General features: G+C 60.2%; 13 protein-coding genes and 2 pseudogenes. 6 read left to right on the forward strand and 9 right to left on the reverse strand.

Annotated features, from left to right (window positions below):
- Positions 1-103: 103 nt before the first annotated feature.
- Both OC534_RS16020 and OC534_RS16025 read left to right on the forward strand, forming a co-directional pair.
- On the forward strand, positions 104-1,876 hold the full coding sequence (locus OC534_RS16020; protein WP_262072156.1) for a hypothetical protein: 1,773 nt from the start codon (positions 104-106) through the stop codon (positions 1,874-1,876).
- A 101-nt stretch (positions 1,877-1,977) separates the two neighbouring features.
- Positions 1,978-2,256: a hypothetical protein gene (locus OC534_RS16025; protein ID WP_262072157.1), complete on the forward strand. Its 279-nt coding sequence runs from the start codon at positions 1,978-1,980 to the stop codon at positions 2,254-2,256.
- Between the two features lie 532 nt (positions 2,257-2,788).
- Here the strand turns inward: OC534_RS16025 and OC534_RS16030 are convergent.
- Positions 2,789-4,603: an ATP-dependent helicase gene (locus tag OC534_RS16030; protein WP_262072165.1), complete on the reverse strand. Its 1,815-nt coding sequence runs from the start codon at positions 4,601-4,603 to the stop codon at positions 2,789-2,791.
- Positions 4,590-6,374, reverse strand: coding sequence for an AAA family ATPase (locus tag OC534_RS16035; RefSeq protein ID WP_316044091.1), 1,785 nt, complete (start codon positions 6,372-6,374; stop codon positions 4,590-4,592). The genes OC534_RS16030 and OC534_RS16035 overlap by 14 nt, the downstream gene beginning before the upstream one ends.
- 1,069 nt (positions 6,375-7,443) lie before the next feature.
- Here OC534_RS16035 and OC534_RS16040 point away from each other — a divergent pair.
- Genes OC534_RS16040 through OC534_RS16050 form a run of 3 tightly spaced genes read left to right on the forward strand, consistent with a single transcriptional unit; the run spans position 7,444 to position 10,810 of the window.
- Complete coding sequence (locus tag OC534_RS16040; RefSeq protein ID WP_262072159.1) at positions 7,444-8,445, forward strand: ABC-three component system protein; 1,002 nt, start codon at positions 7,444-7,446, stop codon at positions 8,443-8,445.
- Positions 8,433-8,948, forward strand: coding sequence for an ABC-three component system middle component 2 (locus OC534_RS16045; RefSeq protein ID WP_316044090.1), 516 nt, complete (start codon positions 8,433-8,435; stop codon positions 8,946-8,948). The genes OC534_RS16040 and OC534_RS16045 overlap by 13 nt, the downstream gene beginning before the upstream one ends.
- The gene (locus OC534_RS16050; RefSeq protein WP_262072161.1) at positions 8,945-10,810 is read left to right on the forward strand and encodes a hypothetical protein; all 1,866 of its coding nucleotides are present in this window, start codon (positions 8,945-8,947) and stop codon (positions 10,808-10,810) included. Before OC534_RS16045 ends, OC534_RS16050 begins: the two co-directional genes overlap by 4 nt.
- Positions 10,811-11,013: 203 nt before the next feature.
- On the opposite strand, the pseudogene OC534_RS16055 reads toward OC534_RS16050, so the two are convergent.
- From OC534_RS16055 to OC534_RS16080, 6 genes and pseudogenes are all read right to left on the reverse strand, one after another.
- Positions 11,014-11,212: pseudogene (locus OC534_RS16055) on the reverse strand (transposase); the annotation flags it as partial.
- A 167-nt stretch (positions 11,213-11,379) separates the two neighbouring features.
- Positions 11,380-12,030 (reverse strand): hypothetical protein, encoded by a 651-nt coding sequence (locus tag OC534_RS16060; RefSeq protein ID WP_262072162.1) that lies wholly within the window; start codon positions 12,028-12,030, stop codon positions 11,380-11,382.
- A 207-nt stretch (positions 12,031-12,237) separates the two neighbouring features.
- Positions 12,238-13,074, reverse strand: a complete 837-nt coding sequence (locus OC534_RS16065; RefSeq protein WP_262072163.1) for an OST-HTH/LOTUS domain-containing protein — start codon at positions 13,072-13,074, stop codon at positions 12,238-12,240.
- A gap of 786 nt (positions 13,075-13,860) precedes the next feature.
- Complete coding sequence (locus tag OC534_RS16070; protein ID WP_262072164.1) at positions 13,861-14,460, reverse strand: BrnT family toxin; 600 nt, start codon at positions 14,458-14,460, stop codon at positions 13,861-13,863.
- 610 nt (positions 14,461-15,070) lie between these two features.
- Positions 15,071-15,904 (reverse strand): annotated as a pseudogene (locus OC534_RS16075) (magnesium chelatase domain-containing protein); the annotation flags it as partial.
- A 100-nt stretch (positions 15,905-16,004) separates the two neighbouring features.
- Complete coding sequence (locus OC534_RS16080; RefSeq protein WP_136004651.1) at positions 16,005-16,265, reverse strand: accessory factor UbiK family protein; 261 nt, start codon at positions 16,263-16,265, stop codon at positions 16,005-16,007.
- 126 nt (positions 16,266-16,391) lie between these two features.
- On the opposite strand from OC534_RS16080, the gene OC534_RS16085 reads away from it, so the two are divergent.
- Positions 16,392-16,730, forward strand: a complete 339-nt coding sequence (locus OC534_RS16085; protein ID WP_017355128.1) for a P-II family nitrogen regulator — start codon at positions 16,392-16,394, stop codon at positions 16,728-16,730.
- A gap of 54 nt (positions 16,731-16,784) precedes the next feature.
- On the opposite strand, the gene OC534_RS16090 is transcribed toward OC534_RS16085, so the two are convergent.
- Positions 16,785-17,435, reverse strand: coding sequence for an RIO1 family regulatory kinase/ATPase (locus OC534_RS16090; protein WP_017355129.1), 651 nt, complete (start codon positions 17,433-17,435; stop codon positions 16,785-16,787).
- Between the last annotated feature and the right edge of the window lie 470 nt (positions 17,436-17,905).

The raw sequence follows: 17,905 nt of genomic DNA on the forward strand, positions 1-17,905 counted from the left end.
TGGCACTCGCGTTTGCGCTAAGACTTCAGCCTAATGATACTGGGCATACTGCGGCGATGCTGCGGGATGAAGAGTTCATGGCCATCAAAGTGCTGAGGATGCAGTGACGCAAGCCGTTTTCATTGAAAAGATCAAGGATGGTGACTACCGGTTGATGTGGCTCGGGCGTCTGATTCGTGATGCGCATGCAGCATTACCACTCCGAGTAGAGGCCATCTTCCTAAAACATCCGGTTGATCATCGGGCCTACCGGCCGTGGGTGGTGGATGAGCGTCCGATCGAAGAGCTGCCATTGCTGGCACCGCAGGCTTCCTGGAGGAATGGACGCTTTCAGGGATACAGCGAAAGGACTTTTCCGGTTCACCATCTGACGGTGATACCTGACTCAGCCCGCTACGCGACGATGAGCGAGGATCCGCCGTTCACTGAGGCCGAATATCCGCTTTACTCACGTTACATGGTTTCCTCCTGCTGGGTTTTCGATACGACGGAGGGTGTTGAGCTGGTGGTGCCAGGCTGGCAAATATTGCAGGCTTGGTACCTCTTTGATCGCGAGGTCATGGCTACTGTCCTAGCGGGCATGCTTGATGTCACCAAAGACTATGGTACGGATGTCCCATGGCTGCCTGGAACGGCATGTGTGGAGAGGGCTGTAACCTACCACTTGCCTGAGCACATCTCAGTACCGGTTGCCAAGCAGTTCTCCAGGCTGCTCTTTGATCAACAGGCACGTAGTTATGGAATGAACATTTGGAAGAAGCTTCTGGAGTCCAAGTCAAAGTTTCTTCCGATGCCGCGTCCGCCTCATTCAGTACCGGCGAAGTGGGCGTTCCGAATGAAGCCGTTGAAGACGGTTAACGGCAAGCCCCGTTGGCTACTGCTTCATCTGATGGGGGCACACCTGCCGCTTCCGTACGACACCTTTGAGGTGGTTCGTCAGCGAACGGCCGAGCCAGCGACCGAGAACCTGCCGCCGACCATAGCCCAAAATGGGCCTGCAGTGCCTGATCCAGACAAGCCTCTTCCTCTTGTGAGCGGGCAGGCTGGTGGGCGGAGGCGTCGTGGGCCTCGAATGAACGGCATGACCTTCATTGACTACACCGCGGAAGACGTCAATGAGACTACACGCATAGATGAACGCCCTTCTTCCAAAGTGATCGGGCAATCTCTGGTTCTGCCTGATCCAACCATAGTTCTAGAGGCTGCGTCTTTGGTGACGGAGGGCAAGCCTGACAAGACGATTTTAGCCGTCGGCATCGAGTCGCCGGCAGCGCCGGCCAAACCTCCAGAGGACCCCGCTGCGCTTTTCGAGCGAAGCCGCGCTGCTTACCAAGCAATAATCCAGTATGTTCACGACAACCCTCATCCAGCAGGTTGGCGTTGGACAGCAGAGATGATGTTTAACAACTCTGTCGATCAGTTTGTGATCGCTGGTCCGGTACCTCGCTACTTCCTCATACTTGAACTTCAGGTCGCCGACCAGTACACGTATCTGGTTGAAGTCCTTCGTAGGGCAGACGATGCCGAGTTTCCTCTCTGCCAGGTTCGGAACACATCGCGCTCACGTATGTCCAGCACTGACATCTCGCGTTGGCTTAATCAATTTCCGTATGACGGGCAAGCACCCTGGGGTGGGAGCTCTCAGGTTCCTCAATGGCTGCTTGGCCCACTGACCGTGCGACATCAGCCTACAAAGCTGCCGGCCAACATTGAAGATCTGCGAGGTGAGGAGCGCATGGCGAGGGCGGAGGCCCACTTGGTCGAAGGCCTGTGGACACGATTGCTGAAGCATATGATGGACTTCGAGACTAAGCTTGCCACTGGCGCCACCAGGGCTCAGCGAAAATTATCGAGAAGGAAACTGCGCGATGAGTGAAGGAAGCCAGTTGGAAAGCTGTTTCTCCTTAAACTCGATAGCTACGTCAGAGTGAACGCCACTCAGTTCCTTAGCCACCTGCCTAACAAGGAGCACGTTCGATGAACAAATCAACCCCGCTTTCCACCGACCTTCGCGCTGCAGCGGACGCACTGCAAGCCGGGATCGCCGACCCCAACCTTGCGATTGTGCTCACCGCCCTTGCTGCTGCAGTCGAGAAACCGACCGGGTACACCTTGCGGCTTCTGGGGGGAATCGACCACACAACGTTTGAGCCTACGGCTGCAGCTGCAAAGGACGCTGCCCAAGACATGCAGTACCAGGAAGATGAGTACACCGTGGTTCCGCTGCTGTGCGTTCCCGATCGTGATCCGTTGTAAGTAGCTTTGGCTCGCTCACATCATTGTTTCAGTCAAAAGCACGCTAACGCTGCTGGCGTGATTTGATGTCGGGAAGATGCAACCGTTGCTGATCAAGGCACAGTTGGTTGCTTCCCAGGCATGCATCAGCTACCAACCCATCATTTCCAGGCCGGGCGGCGCAGATAGCAACACTGGCATGCCGATGAGGCGTTAGCGATTACACGCGATCGACCCTGCCACTAGCCGCTGTAGATTGCCGCCAGCCGGAATGCTCATTGCCGCTGAAAATGTCGTAGGCGTTAGAGATTACACGCGGTTGGGACCTGCGGCATTCGTGGCAGGCCCACGCAACTGTTGGTTCTTCGGGGAACAACATCGGAGTTCTAATCTCCTTTACTCATGAGAGTTCGAGTTCAAATCCACTCGGAATTCAGATTGCGCAGGGCGAAAGGGGCAACTTGCACTAGTCCGCGATGGTAAGGCGGCGAAATGTTCCTGCGCGAATCGTGCACCCCGACCGGACGCGGAACCTAGCTTGTCACGAGAATTGCTAGAGGCCCGCGAGACGCATTCGTTCCTCCAACTCGTTGAGAAACGGTGAACGCCCATGCCGCTTAACACCATAGGGGGTGTCGACGAAGCCCGAATAGAGCATGTGTACCTCATCCCGCGCACGGGTCAGGCCCACGTAGAAGAGGCGCCGGCTCTCATGCAGCTTTTCGGCGGTCGCCTTGTTCCATGGCAGGCTCCCAAGATCGAGACCTATCATGATGACCACGTCGTACTCGCAGCCCTTGGCCGAGTGCAAGGTCAGCAGATTCAAGTGTGCTGGAGACCCGTCTCGCCCCCCAAGGCTCACGATATCCAGCGAAGCCAGTGCGCCGCCTTCGGCGAGTGCCGCCGACATGCGGTCCAGCTGCTCCTTCTGGTCGGCGAGCGCGGTCTCCGCGGCCAGGAGGCCATCGAGGATGCCAGCCCGAAGCGCCGCAACGAACTCACGCGCGGGTTGAGCATCCTGGCGCAGCGACCACAACAGCGCGGTCAGCGCTTGGCCTTCGCGTCTGGCCTCGCGCTCGTCCAGATGCGCGCGGCGGAAGGCAAGGTAGCGGTCGATCAAACCCCGCAGCTGAGGCCGGCCGACGCGCCAGCCGCCGGCGCACCAGGCCGCGCAGTCCTCGACCCAACTCGTCAGACCCACCTTGCGATACGGAGCCGCGGTGTCGACCCGGATGTAGTCGAGGCCGCCAGCCGTCGCCGCCTCGGCGACGACATCCCCGGCGCGATAGTCCGTATAGAGAATGGCGATGTCGCCGAGCGTCCGACCAGGCTTGGCGGACAGCGCCGCCGGAATGATCTGGGCAATGGCATGGGCTGCCTGGTCCGCCAATCCGCCAGGACGCATCACGAACGCGATGGATGCCTGACGTCCCGGGTCGTTTGCCCGGTAACCGCGGTCCTCTCCCAGTGCTAGCTCCGACGCGCCGACGATTCTGGCGCCAGATCGGTAGTTCAACTGGAGCTGGACCCGCTCGATATCGCGCCGTGCAGCCAACTCCATGAGCAAGCCGCCGTCGGCTCCCGTGAAACCATAGATCGACTGATCCGCATCGCCGACTGCGAACAGGCGGACCCCGCCGTCGAACGCCAAGCGCTTGACGATCCGATGCAGCGCGACGCCCAGGTCTTGGTACTCATCGACGGCGAGCACTGGAAACTTCGCCTGCACCAGCGGCAATATCCAGTCGTGCTCGGTAATTAACCGCTCCCCGAGGATGACCATGTCGTCGTAGTCGATCAGTCCCTCGTTGTGCAACACCGCCTCGTAGGCGATCGCCCATGCGGCGAGTTCCTCCTCGCTACGCCAGGCGGCACTGTTGCGATCGAGGACCGAGCGCCGATGCCGACCCAGATCGATGACCTTGTGGGGATGCCTCGGACCGAAGAGCGCGTCCCCCGACTGCCGCAGCAGGCGGTCGCTCACTTGCTGCGTCGCGACCGCCAATGGAAACGGAATCGGCAGTCCAGCCAGTCGCCCGTACGGCATCAACAGATGCCTCAGGCAGAAGCCATGCACCGTGCCGATGAACAAGTTCGGAGCCTCTCGCAGTCCCAGGCCTTCGAGGCGGCGGGTCAGTTCGCGGGCGCATTCCTGACTGTAGGTGATGCATGCCGCTCCCCGGGGCGCACGAACATCTTCGGCCAGGATGTGTGCCAGTTTCAGCACCAGGGTCTTAGTCTTCCCGCTGCCCGGCCCGGCGAGCACCACGCAGTGCCCCTGGGATTCGTATGCGGCCAACTGGCCGGGATTACCAGCGAGGTCCGCGGCCTGCGCCAAGTAGGCCGAGCTGACGCTAGACGACGGCATCACGGATGTACTCGAGCGCAGTGCGGATGTAGTCCGGGCAGTTCTCTTCCGATACCGAAGCCGCAAGCGCCTGTGCAAACCGCCCCTTACCAATGCGCTCGATCATCCCCAGCAAACGCTCTACGTCGAGATCATCGGGATCATCGACCCAAGACTGCAGGTCGTCCAAGCTCGCCTGCTTCAAAGGCAACTCTCGTTCGATTACCTGCTGCATCGACTCGGCCAAGCCCCCTGCGAACAATTCAGGCTCCAGCGTGTTCTCGTTGACAAAGTATCCGAGTTGCCCGGCACGCTCCAGAATATCGTCCACATCCCACCCTTTGTGGTCTTCATCGGGCTCGACCACGTCGAGGACGTTGGCGAGTCGCCGACGCACGCGCGGCGGATTTCCAGCTACGGGATCGCGGTCGGTCAAGATAACGTGCGGGATGTCCAGGCCATGAGGCCCCAGCAACTTCACGTAAGGCGTGAAGTTGGTGCCACCCACTGAACACACCGTGATTCCCAGCATGTCGAGCGGGATGCCAAGCGCTTCCGCGAATGCAGGAATGAGGAAGCGCTCAGCATCTCCCTCGACAAGAATGACGCCCCGTGAGAAGAAAATTTCGCCGCGCGTCACATCGATGTAGCGCTGCAGGTCTTCCTCGTCGCGCTCAGTGAAGGGAGCCTTCGCCGTAGAAACCGCCACGGTCTTGCCCTCTGACGCGTCGTGACGCAGCAGGACTATCGACCGTATCGGCGCAACACTGGCGATGTGCGGCGAGTGCGTGGTCAGGATCGTCGTCAGCGGAGGCACATCCTCGTCGCCCTGTGCACCGGTGCCCAGGAAGTAGCGGTACACCAGCCGCTGCACATGGGGATGCAGATGCGCCTCCGGTTCTTCCACCACGAAGAAGGTGTGGTCGCGCTCGCCATCCGACACCAGCCGGTCGAGATCCAGGCTCTTGAGCGCCAGAAAGATCAGGTTCGCCGTCCCGAGACTCGCGTCGCCGATGCCGCGCGCCCCGTTGTCGATCAGCAGCCGCAGGCTGCGCAAGAGGGCATCGACCCGGGTCGGTGCAAGCCCCAGGTCCAGTGGTACAGCGTGCTGCTCACCCGCGAGGGCAACCAGTCTCTCGCTGATCCGTTCTGCCGCCTCGATCACCTCATCATGGCTGGCAAGTTCCTGCTGCGCTGCGTCGACCTGCTGCTGGATCTCCTCGCGGGCATCTTCGTCGAGCGATGCCGCGAGGTCTTCGATGAGCGGCCGCAACGGCGAGTGTCGCCAGCTCGCGAGATCCTTCTCGGCATCACGTAGGGCAACCTGGACGTCCAACGGCAGCATGCGACGGAGTGAGCCGCCGATACGCATCTCCGGGTCGTTGCCGCCGAAGATCACGAACTCGTAGTCCCTGAGCGATTCGGGTACCCCGGTCAGTCCGGCCTTAGGCTGAAAGCGATAGGTCAGGCGCGCCACCATGGGCGGCCCAGGATGGATGACGCAGTCGTTGAGGTGGGCCATCAGCCGCGGGTCGTCCGTGAAGTCTGTCAGGTCGACCGATACCTCGATGGTTTCGCCGAGCTTGTCTGCCCCGAGGCCATCCCAGAAGTGTTCAAGCCCCAACTGCCGGTCACGCTCGGACAATCCCGGATCGAGGATCAGTTGCAAGGCACGAATGAAGTTGCTCTTGCCGACCTTGTTCTCGCCCACGATGACGATGCTGTCGCCGGTTTCGACATCCACGTCAGAGAAGTTGGCGAAATTGAATAGCCTGACGCGTGAAATCCGCATTTTCAATCCCTCATCCATGTGGCATGCGATAGTAGCAGTTAAACTATTCACTGCAGTTCAGCTAGTGAACAATCCGTTCCGCTGCCGTGTGTCCCCGATCGCGACCCTCCGCAGAGAACTTGAGTGCGCGGACAGGTGAATGAGCATCAAGGCAGACCACTTCATTGGCGATCATCAGTCTGGGCTCTTATCCATCCAGGGGAAACCGGCGAGGGGGCTAACTAGTCCCCTCGCCTAGCTTCACTTCTCCTTACGCTCGCCTTTGTCGGGTACCCAGATCGGGAAGGCCTTCTTGCCGATGGCGGCGGCATAAAGCCGCTTGCCATTCTTCAGAGTGATGAATGCTCTGAACACAACTACAAAGCCTGCAATCCACGTCGAGATTTACTCGCGGCGATCAACGCGTATACCTTAGCCCTAGTCTAGTAAACTTTTGCTGGGGAGAGGCTGCGGGTAAGGCTGAAATGCGCTGCCCTGATATTGCACCTGGTTGGCGTGGCAGATCTGCTGGTGGCCAAATTGCCCGGCTTGGTGCAGCAGCTGCTGGGCGTCGTAGCCTATACGCCAGCTGCCGCAGGCGAGCGCGTGGCCCGCCCGTCCCCGCAGACATCGTTTCTGGCTACTGCTGATGGGCTGGGCGTTAGCGTGAACCCGTGCATGCAGTGCCTCTGCCGATTCCGCCTGCTGCTGCCCGAGTGCCGAGATGGCCGGCTCCGCGACCATCGAGCATGCTGCCCGTCCCCGTCCCCGTCCCCGGCCCCGGCCCCGGTTACGGGAATGCCCTGCCCGCGGATCCGTGGTGCTGTGGCTGGTGGCGGATCTGTAGTTGGCCACACTGCCAGATTGGTGCAGCTGCCGGTGTCCGTTCCCCCCAAGTGTGCCAGCATCGAGACATGTGAGTATGGTGCATCGCGCAACGCCGGTTGGGAATGGGAGTCAGTCTGCTAAATAGTCATAACGGAGTACCGCCTAGCGAGCTTATGAGACTGGCCGCTATTTTCGATTCGTATACAGCCGCCGCGTCAGTTAGCATACTGGGACCACAGAACGGTACTTGGGGGACCATCCTTTGCGCATCAACCACGCTGCCCAGGTCTGCGCGCTTTCAGCGTCTGATCTAGAGGAATTTGTCGCCGATTGGCTCGCGCAACGTTGCAAGGATTATCACGCTCACGAGCTTTGGCGTGGAACCGGCGACATGGGGCGCGACGCAACCGGGTACGTGACCGACCGGCGCATGGAGGGGCCATGGGACAACTTCCAGTGTAAGCAGCTCAGTTCGAAGCTGTCTGAGCTTGCGGCCTTTGTCGAGCTCGGCAAGATCTTCAAGCATGCGGCCGACGGCATGTTCTCGCTGCCGCGCGCCTACACCTATGTCGCGCCGCTAGGTGTTGTCCGGCGAGTGCAGCATTTTGTCGCGCATCCCGAGCAGTTTAGGCAGGCCTTCCTAGACAAATGGGATAGCGACGTTGCAGAACGTCTCGTAGAGAATCAGACAGTCAAGTTGACACCCGCTATCGAGGCCATGATCCGGGCGTTCGACTTCAAGAAGGTTAACTGGCTCGATGCAGTGCGTCTTGTTAACGATCCGGCATGCAAACCGGCGCTGGTGGCCTGGTTTGGTGCTGATCCAGGTCCTGGCCCAAGAGGCGTGGTGCCCAACGAGATTCAGGCCAGCGAGTCCGCCTACATCGGTCAGCTCCTCAAGATCTACGATGAAAAGAGGCCAGGGCCTTATCCCGATGCCGCGGCGGCGCTCGCCTGCCCAGAATTTGGTTCGCATCTGCGTATCCAGCGTACTCGCTTCTTTGATTCCGTCGCCTTTGATCGCTTCTACCGGGATTCCACACCCGATGATTACCTGCGTAATTTCAAGGATGAGATTTACCACGGGGTTGTAGATGTCCATGCCGGCATGCACGATGGCCGCTTCATGCGGCTAAGCCAAGTTATGCAGCAAGCAGCGGTTCTGCAGCCTTCCGGGGTGCTCGGCAAGCATGCGGGCCCCCAAGTCAAGCAAGGGACCTGCCACCAGTTTGCCAACGAAGGACTCCTGCCGTGGGATCGCTAGAGCGCAATGAATCGGGCACGCATCCGTTCAACAGTACGCTCGAGACGGGCATTAGGGCGTTGGTGGTCTTGGAGGCCTTCTATCCTCGACGCTGCGATCTCCTTGAGATGACCTGGCTCGACCACCTCGTAGTGCACACCGGGGATTTCGACGGCCAGGACGTCCCGGAAAGCTTGCATCCAGATCTGCCCAACCGAGCGGGCGAGCTGCTCGTGCGCCGCCAACTTGTTGAAAAGAGCCTGCGCCTGATGCAGCAGATGCATCTGGTTGAGGTGTTCGAAACCGAGGATGGTATCTCGTTCGCCGCCGGTGAGGATGCTCCCAGCTACTTGGATTTACTGCAAGCACCGTATTCCCTGGCCCTAAAGCAGCGCGCAGAATGGATAGTGGACCGATTCGCAGGCATGCAGACAGTTGAGATTCGAGCGCTGATCGAAGGGCGCATCGGACGCTGGACAGCGGAATTTCGGGCAGAAGAGCTGCCCACGGGGCTACTGAAATGAACGGAATCCGTCTGCGTCATCTACTTTTCACTGGTCCGAACGTCGAACCTGCCGAGCTTGAGTTCGACGATGGCCTGAACATCATCTACGGTGCATCTAACACCGGGAAATCATTTGCTTCTAAGGCCATCCTTTTCACCATTGGAGCATCTACGAAGCTGCCCGAGACTCATGAAGTTGCGGTCTACGACGGTGTCTGGCTTGGCATCACCTTGGCAGGTCAGGGCGACTTCACGCTCTATCGGCCGACACGGGGCGGTCATCTCAAACTCTACGAGGGCCTATGCAAAGGCGCGCCCAGTGGCAATTGGGAAGTGCTGCGCCAAGCTCACGATCAGACGCGCGTCGACACCGTTTCCCATCGGATGCTTGATGCAATTGGCCTTGCCAACAAGCAGGTTGTCCGGGACGGTAATGGAAAAAAGGATTCGCTCTCGATCCGGTTGTTGTCAAAGTATGCCGTGGTGGGCGAGCAGGACATGATGTCCGAGACCAGTCCTGTATATCTGTCGGGCAGCCCATCGGAGCGGCCTTTCGAGCAGAATCTCTTCAAACTCCTGCTGACTGGCAACGACGATTCAGCCGTCGTTACTGTCCAAAAAGAGACGGAGCGCAAGGCAGCCAAGGCCGCAAAGATCGAACTGGTTGACGAACTGCTTGCGCAGCTCGATGCTGAGCTTGGCGAGGATCCTCCGGGCGAAACTCAGGCCCGGGAGCAGCTAGAGCGTCTAGAGCAGAGTGCCAATGGTTTGGAGGCACGGTTGCAGAGCGCGCAAAACCAGCTGGACGGACTGGTGGTTGAGCGACGCATCATGATTCACCACGAAAGAGAGCTACAGGAACGCAACGGCGAGCTGGAGCTGACGTTACAACGCTTCGCCAAGTTGCGCGCTGTCTACAACTCTGACTTGGATCGTCTGCACTCCATCGAGGAAGGCGGCTACGTGCTGGCCACCATGGCCGGGCGTGACTGCTTGGTATGTGGTGCCCCACCCGACGCCCAGAACCACAATCACGCGGCTGATGAAATCCTGATGGCGCATACGGCCGCTGCCGCGGAGGCCCGCAAGATTGAGCGTGAGCAGCGAGAGCTAGTACAAGTGGTCGGCTCGCTTGAGGCCGAGTCAGTCGGTTTGACTAATGCCATTGACAAGCTCAAGACTGATACCGAGAAGCTTGACTTTGCTATCAAGGAGCTTCGCCCAAGAGAAGCTTCGCTTCGAGAGAGTTACGAACTCTACAACTCAATGCGCAGCGACATCTCGAAAGTGCTGGACCTCTATCAACGACGCGAGAGGCTCGCCACGCGACGAGCCGAGATCGGAGCCGTTTCTACGAAGCGTGAGGGCGAGCCAGCGCCTGTAGGTCCGGACTCAACGACCATTTTCGACTTCGGTGAGACGGTGAAAACGGTGTTGAAGGCTTGGAAGTTCCCCGACGCCAACAAGGTTCAGTTCGATGGCAAGGCGTATGACATCACCGTCGCTGGGAAATCCCGAGCAGCTAACGGCAAGGGAGTGCGCGCAATTCTCCACGCGGCGTTTAACGTCGCAGTGGTCGTTCATTGCATCGAGAACAACCTTCCGCATCCGGGTTTTCTCGTGCTCGACACGCCGCTGCTCACGTATCGCGAGCCGTTAACTTCAAGGCATGGCGACTTATCAGAAGATGAGGCTGAGATCAAAGGAACCGCGCTTGCAGAGCATTTTTACAAGCACCTTGCAAGCCTCAAAGACCACGTACAGATCATCGTCATCGAGAATTCGGATCCGCCTTCAGCAATCGGCGGCTTGGCCCGCATTGAAACCTTCACTGGTAGTCAGGGCAATTTACGGGCTGGTTTGCTGGCAAGGCCTGTCTGAACCTCACGCAGGCGGCATCCCGACCGCCGCGTCTCCAGGTGGGTTGTGGTTTCAATCAGCTCGTTGGTAGCCGAACGTCAGATTCCTGAGCCGCTTCAAAAGATTGAATCGTAGCAAGGGGAAAGTTCAGTACGGGGTGCTCGTTGGATAAGTCCTGTAGCCCGACGTCCCCCGGCTTGAGTAGTGGGCGGGTTTAGAGTCCCGCTCATGCCGCCGAACTTGCTGCGCCACAGGTAATACGAGGCCTCGCTGAAGCCATGCTGGCGGCAGAGGTCCTTGATCGGCATGCCGGCCTCAGCTTCGCGTAGGAAGCCGATGATCTGCTCTTCGGGCCGCTCTTCGGGCTCTTCAACAGACGAATGTCTGGTCAAAGCGCTTCTTCACGTCCAATCTCCTTGTCATTGAGGATTGGACTCCAAACCGCTTCGCTACTCAATCTCGGGGGGACATCGAGCCATAGTCTATGGCTGCGAGGTGTCTACGGAACCCTGGGCGATTCACAATGATGTCGGCAATAGGCCGGATATTGCCTTGCTGTGCCAAGCCTGCGCTGGTTTAGAGCGACTCCGCTAGTTGTGATGCCATGCCACCATCCGATCAATGTCATTGCTTGGGTGAGGGCCGACATACAGCAAGAACAGCCTGAACTGATCGCTCCTATCTAGGTGCTGGAAATAGATCCGTGCGGCAGCAGCTTGTGTCGTTGCGTCACCTTGCTTAAGGTGCATATTCGAGTCGCAACGCGCAATCTGCTTGGCACCCTTCATCAGGCGCACGCAGGTATTGATTCCGCCAGACTGAGCTAGCTCGATGTTCATCTGTTTGAAGAAAGCTTCCAGGTTCATCTCAATGCGCCCCTTCTTTTTGCAGAACTTTTCAAGAAGATCGGCAGAGGTTTTTACAAAGCTGTGCCGCGACGGGTCGATCTCATCGCACCGCTCGAGTGCATCCCCCACAAGGATGTAGTCGCTACATCGCTTGGCCGAGCTTTCAAAGCGTTGTGCCAACGAGGCTACGCCTGTCCATCCTAGCTCCCGGCAAATTTCTTGGTACAGACTGTTAAGTCGATCGCCTTCGCCGTCGGTGCCGCGCAGTGATGTAGGCCAGTCTCCCTGACCCGGAGTGGGGCGGATCACACGCGCTCCATCTTGGGCATAGAGGCTGACGGCTTCTTCCATCTCAGCCGTAAGTGCCACGTAAGGCAGCACGACGATAGTCATCGAAGACCATTCGACCTCGTCACCAAACGTCTCAAGATCAGAGACGGCTTGACCATTCGGGGGATGGAACTCATAGCCCCCACGATTTGATTTAACCGTCAAGCAAAGGCCCACGTGAACTCTATTGCGTGCCGCCTCTGCGACGAGCCGCCCCCTGATGTGACTGGGTAGCCCAACTACGAAGATTGCCATCCTTGTGCCACTCCGTCACTGACGAGCCTTCACCATCAACACCGATGCCATCAATGGGATGACGTAATTGGCGATCTCATCTTCAGAGAGCGTATCGATAAGCCTAAGTGCTCGCTCTTTCGCTGAAAGCGCATACGTATCAACGACGGGCAACGGTGCCGGGCGAGCTGCCGTATAGACGGCGTGCGTCGGCACCGAGGCGGGTGAAAGCCTCGAAATAGGCACCTCCACTGTCGCTGCCCAAGAGTGGATCTGCTGGATCATCTTTCGCAGTCGGAACTGTGTCCAGGCTTTACCCAATGGGCCGAGTGACCTGGTAAATCTGACATTGAGAGGGGTCGAGTACGTTTCCTCAAGCATCGGAGGAACGGCCGGAGGTACGTCCGGATGCTCAGAAACGAATTCCTTCATCCAAGTTGACTGTAGCTCTGCCCCGATCTGTTCAATACGCACCCAGTCTCCTGGTGGACGAAGACTGTCGGGTGACTGACCCTCTTGAATCAACGTGTGAAACACGCGGCCGTCGAGGCGATTGAAGAAGCGCGCACGGCGCGGGTCCGGATTGGAGAAGGCAATCCAAACTTCATCTCGGATCGCCGAGGACGGTTCACGCCTGACCGACACAGAGGCCGAATTTGCAGGCGTGCTCTCAGAGATTGATTGCGGGCACACGATCATCTCCCCACCCTCGCGCGTGCGCAACTCGAACAAGTCAGGGAAGGCCGCGAGGAAGTCTTTGAAACGGCGATAGCCCATGGCTTGATGATCAAAGCTGCCGAGGCCGCGGTTCTGGCCCTCACTGATCAAAAGTTGCCGTAAGCGAGCGGCGGGTTCTTCGGTCTTGCCCTGCATCAACTCAATCAGCAGGGGTCTCCATGCACGTGTACTGTCCACACCAAATCCTTGTTGGAGGGCTGGAAAAAGAAAAAGCCGTTACTGATAGTAACGGCCTTTTCTGATGATCGAGTAGTGCTAATCGCTAAGTTCGGCACCTTCGATGACGTCGTCCGGACGAGAGAACTTAGCAGCACTCTTCCGGCCCTTGGGCGCCATGAAAGTTCTGTCTGAGCAGCATCGATCGATTCGGTGCTCTGGACAGATCTCGGCGAGTGAGCTTGCATGCAGCACTCCAGCCGAGTGTCACCAGTATCACTGAAGCGCCAATTGGTGTCAATTTGCTGGGCCGGCTTTCATTCAGTGCTCGTCATGGCCAATTTAACGTTAAATTGGCGGACACCTGCGCTCTGACGGGGTCTTGCAGGCTCGCATTTCGCCTATTAAGCCATAGGGCCGGGTCCTGGCGGCCTCAGGCCGCTTCCGTGCGCCCCCCAATTATTTGGCTAGGGGACTAGGGTGATGTCGCCCGCGGGGCGCAAAGGCCCTGGAGCAGCTGTGTGTCCTTGTCTAGCGGACGGCTGCGCCTCGGTTCCGTGCTTGGTCGGTGGCTAAGCTGGGCAGCCTAAGTGTTGTGCCGCTTTGGCGTGGGGCATCCAGCTGTCAGAGTCCGCACGACTAGACCAACGGCAGGGCGGGACTTCACGTGGTCTGGATAGTGGACGTGGAGGCCTCGGTAAGAGGTGGAACCAGTCTTCCAGCACCCGCCGCAGTGAGCCTGCGTCTGCATGGGGTTGCGCTATGTCATGGGGAGCTTGCGCCAAACCGTACCCGGCGAGTACGGCATCCATGACCGCTTTGAGCAGATCCAGTTAGGCGTCCGGTCGAATCACACGAGCAGGGTGCTCGTATCCAGGGCTCCACATAGGACCGAAGAGCTCGTCCTCGATCTTCTTCTGACACTTTTCGAATGAAGGACTTCTTCTCTTTCAGTTCGGCTGCCTCGATGCCTTTAAGCTCGTCCGCCATGATCCTGTCCCAGTTGTCCCTGTGGAACGGACGAGAGGTGATCACTCTGAACCCCTCGCCTTCGGTCAATGCGATGGTGAGGGTGCAAAGATCTGAAAGCGCATGCATGACCTTTGTGGGAAGGTTGAAATCAGATCCCTCATGGAGCCTCAGACTATTGAAGATCACCAGTCGCTCGCCATCATCTTTACTGGGGCACGGAACCATCAGGATCCCGAAACCAGACGAGTAGGTGGCCAACTCAGTAAAGCTAAGACCATGCTTGATGATGTTCTGGCCATTCTTTGGCGGGTCATACGTAATCAGATGCTTGGTTCCGCCATCAAGAAGTTTGACTTTGGCGGCAAGGTACTCGTCTTTGAACACAGTCTTCAAAGCGAATAGCTGGATGTAACTACTTTCTGGTTGTCGATGGGAGGGCGGCTCATAGCCCCATTCCGAGGTAACGCATCTCTTCGTTGTTACGTGGCTAGGCACGCCTGAAATGTCGCTGGCCAGCGATGAGGGGCTGATCGCCGATCATCTATCGACCCGACCGATTAAACTTTTGGTTGCCCGAGATCAAGGGCTTGGGTCAGTTGTCGACGGCTTCGCAGGCCTCGTCGAGGATACCATCGGGATTCTGGAGCCAGTACCGCGTATCAGCGCGGCTACCGATTTCCACCTTCCTGATCAATTCTGCCAAGTGGCCGACAGTGTTGCCCTTGCTCAGCTGATCTGGTTGTCCGAACCCCGACCGCCGCCTTGAACCCAGACGTACTTCGCGTGGGGCCCACCCTTCTTGGGGCATCGCCGCCGCCCAGCGCATCTGGTTGAGAGTTACCCAGCCAACGGTAGCCTTCAAAACGTCGTAGTCGCCTGCCCCGCAGGGGGAGGGGGGATCGAGCCCTCTGCCTAGCTGAACATATCTTCTCGCTAATTCTGATGCTCTCCTCCGAGAGTTGCACCCTCTTTGGCGAAGTTGCATCCTCTTTGCAAGTTCACAGCCCACCAGTGACACCGCGCTGGCGGTGTGGTGAGGCGCGCGGAACGGACGCTCGCGCCAGCGTGACGGATCGATGCCGTGGGCGCTGCACGAGGCCACGGTGGCGGTTTCCAGCGCATCGGCGTCGCTGGGCGGGGGCAGGATGCCGGGCAGCCGTGAGGCCAGCAGGGTCTTGCCGCAACCGGGCGTGCCGAGCAGCAGCAGGTGGTGGGCGCCGGCTGCGGCCACCTCGAGCGCGCGGCGTGCCTGGTGCTGCCCGCGCACGTCGCGCAGGTCGGCGCTGGCCGGCGCGGGCGCGGGTTCGGCGGTGGCGGCGGGCAGCGACCGGCCATCGAGGCCCGCGCAGACCTCCAGCAGGGTGCGCGCGACGCGCACATCGGCATGTGCCGCGAGGGCGGCTTCGGCGGCGTTGGCCGGCGCGACCACCAGGGCGCGTTGCTCGGTGGCGGCGGCGAGCGCGGCCGGCAGCACGCCGTCGACGCCGCGCAGTTCCCCGGTCAGCGCGAGTTCGCCGAGGAACTCATGGCCGTCGAGCGCGCGTGGATCGATCTGCCCGCTGGCGGCGAGGATGCCCAACGCGATGGCGAGATCGAAACGGCCGCCTTCCTTGGGCAGATCGGCCGGTGCCAGATTGATGGTGATGCGCCGCTGCGGGAACTCGAACTGGGCGCAGAGCAGCGCGGCGCGCACGCGGTCGCGCGATTCACGTACGGCAGCGGCCGGCAGCCCGACGATCTGGGTGTGCGGCAGCCCACCGGTAAGCATCACTTCGATGCGCACCGCAGGCGCATTGACACCCGCCCGCGCGCGGCTGTGCACCAGGGCCAGGCTCATCGGTGTGCGTTCGAGTCATCGGTCATACCGGCCACAATGGCCGTGCGTGCCGGTGTGTTCCATCAGCGCTTGCCGCACCCGGGGGTAGGCAAGCGCGGGCTCAGGCGGCCGGCGGTGGCCGATCGCGTGCCTCGAGCTCGGCCACGACCTTCTCCAGCGCCTCCAGCTTCTCCCGTGTTTTCAGCAGCACGGCGCGCTGGACGTCGAATTCCTCGCGGGTGACCAGGTCAAGCTTGCCCAGCCCGGCCTGCAGGGCGGTCTTGAACGTGGCCTGCAGTTCCTCGCGGGACTGGCGCAGGCCCGGCGGGACCATGTCGCTCAGGCGGCGGGCCAGGTCATCCAGATGGTTGAGGTCGATCATGCTGTGCTCCGCGGGGTATACGCTAAGGATAATCCGCCGCGACCGCGCCGGCACCGGTACGGGTGCATCGCGTTCACCGGCGGACAGGCGTTATCCTCGCTCGCCGGAAATACAGGAGCCCAGCAGATGAAGATGGTCATGGCGGTGGTCAAGCCGTTCAAGCTCGACGACGTGCGCGAAGCGCTGGCCGAGCGTGGCGTCACCGGGATCACAGTGACCGAAGTCAAAGGCTTCGGGCGGCAGAAGGGCCATACCGAGCTGTACCGCGGCGCGGAATACGTGGTCGACTTCCTGCCGAAGGTGAAGATCGAGGTGGCGGTCACTGACGGCCAGGTCGACGAGGTGGTCGAGGCCATCGTCAAGGCGGCCGGCACCGGGAAGATCGGCGACGGCAAGGTGTTCGTGTACGACCTCGGCAGCGTGGTGCGCATCCGCACCGGCGAGCTCGACGCCGACGCGCTGTAATGCCGGGCCCTGCCCGGCAGCTCATAACGCCAGACGCTGCCCGGCAACCGGCCCTCAGGCCGACTTGAACCAGCGATAGAAGCGCTTCCAGCCCACACGCAGGCTGGCCACCCAGCGCGGGTCGGCCACCAGCGCGGCCTGTGAGGGCGTGGGCTTCAGCCCGGTCAGGCGCTGGCGCATTTTCAGCAGGTTCTTCATGTCGCTGCGGCGCAACTGGCGCGAGACCGGGTGCACCGGCAGCCAGCGCGGGCTGCGCCATGCCGAGGTGAAGTCGACCAGGACCGGCACGCCACCGCTGACCATCACATTGGTGCCGTGCAGGTCGTTGTGCGTGATGCCGGCCGCATGCAGGCGGCTGAGGGCGTACTGGAGCTGTTCGAACACCTCGACCCCCACCGACTGGGCGGCGCTGAGCGTCTGGCCGGGAATGAACTCCATGCCCAGGGCCAGGCCACCGATGGTGCCGAGCAGGGCCGGGGCGTGTTTCCAGCCGCTCAGGCGTTGCAGGATGCGCGCTTCGCGGCGCACCAGCAGGCGCGCCAGCAGCGACAGCGGGGTGCCGCGGTAACGGGTGTAGTCCTTGACCACCGCCGGCTGGCCGTTGAGGCAGGTGCGGTAGACGTCGGGTTCGAGAAGGCGTTCGCCGCGCTTGAGCAGCTCGGCGGGGGCGGTGTCATCGACACACGGGGAGACGAAATTGTTCATGGGGGTCTGGGCGACCCGGCGGTCGGCGCGATGCGTCAGGCGTACCGGTGCTGCTGTCTAAGGCGGGAACTAAAGATTTCGTTAATTTTAGTACTGGCGAGTACACCAATCCAGCGTTTGTCGGAGAAATGTCGTAGGCAGGCGTAGAACAGTTCGTCACGCAGACGCGGACAAAAATGTCTCAATTGGAAATAAATCGTTTGTGGATCAGCCGGTTGCAGCCTCCGCCCGCAGGGGGCATCGGGCGCGCGCCGGCCCGGCGCCGGATGCGGATCGGTGTCGGCAGCGCTGCACATCGGCCAAGTCAAGGGCGCTGTCGGCCCCCGGCACGCTGAACCGGAGGCGAGGCCCGCTTGACCCCGACGCAGGCGCTGCCGACCATACGCTGTTGATTGCGACATCGGCGGCCGCCCCTCTACGGCACGTCCCCGCCCCCTGCCGCCTTGCCGGTGCCGGATTCTCCCGTGCCC

Origin of the sequence: Stenotrophomonas sp. Marseille-Q5258, from assembly GCF_946900935.1 — a bacterium.
Lineage (GTDB): Bacteria > Pseudomonadota > Gammaproteobacteria > Xanthomonadales > Xanthomonadaceae > Stenotrophomonas > Stenotrophomonas nematodicola.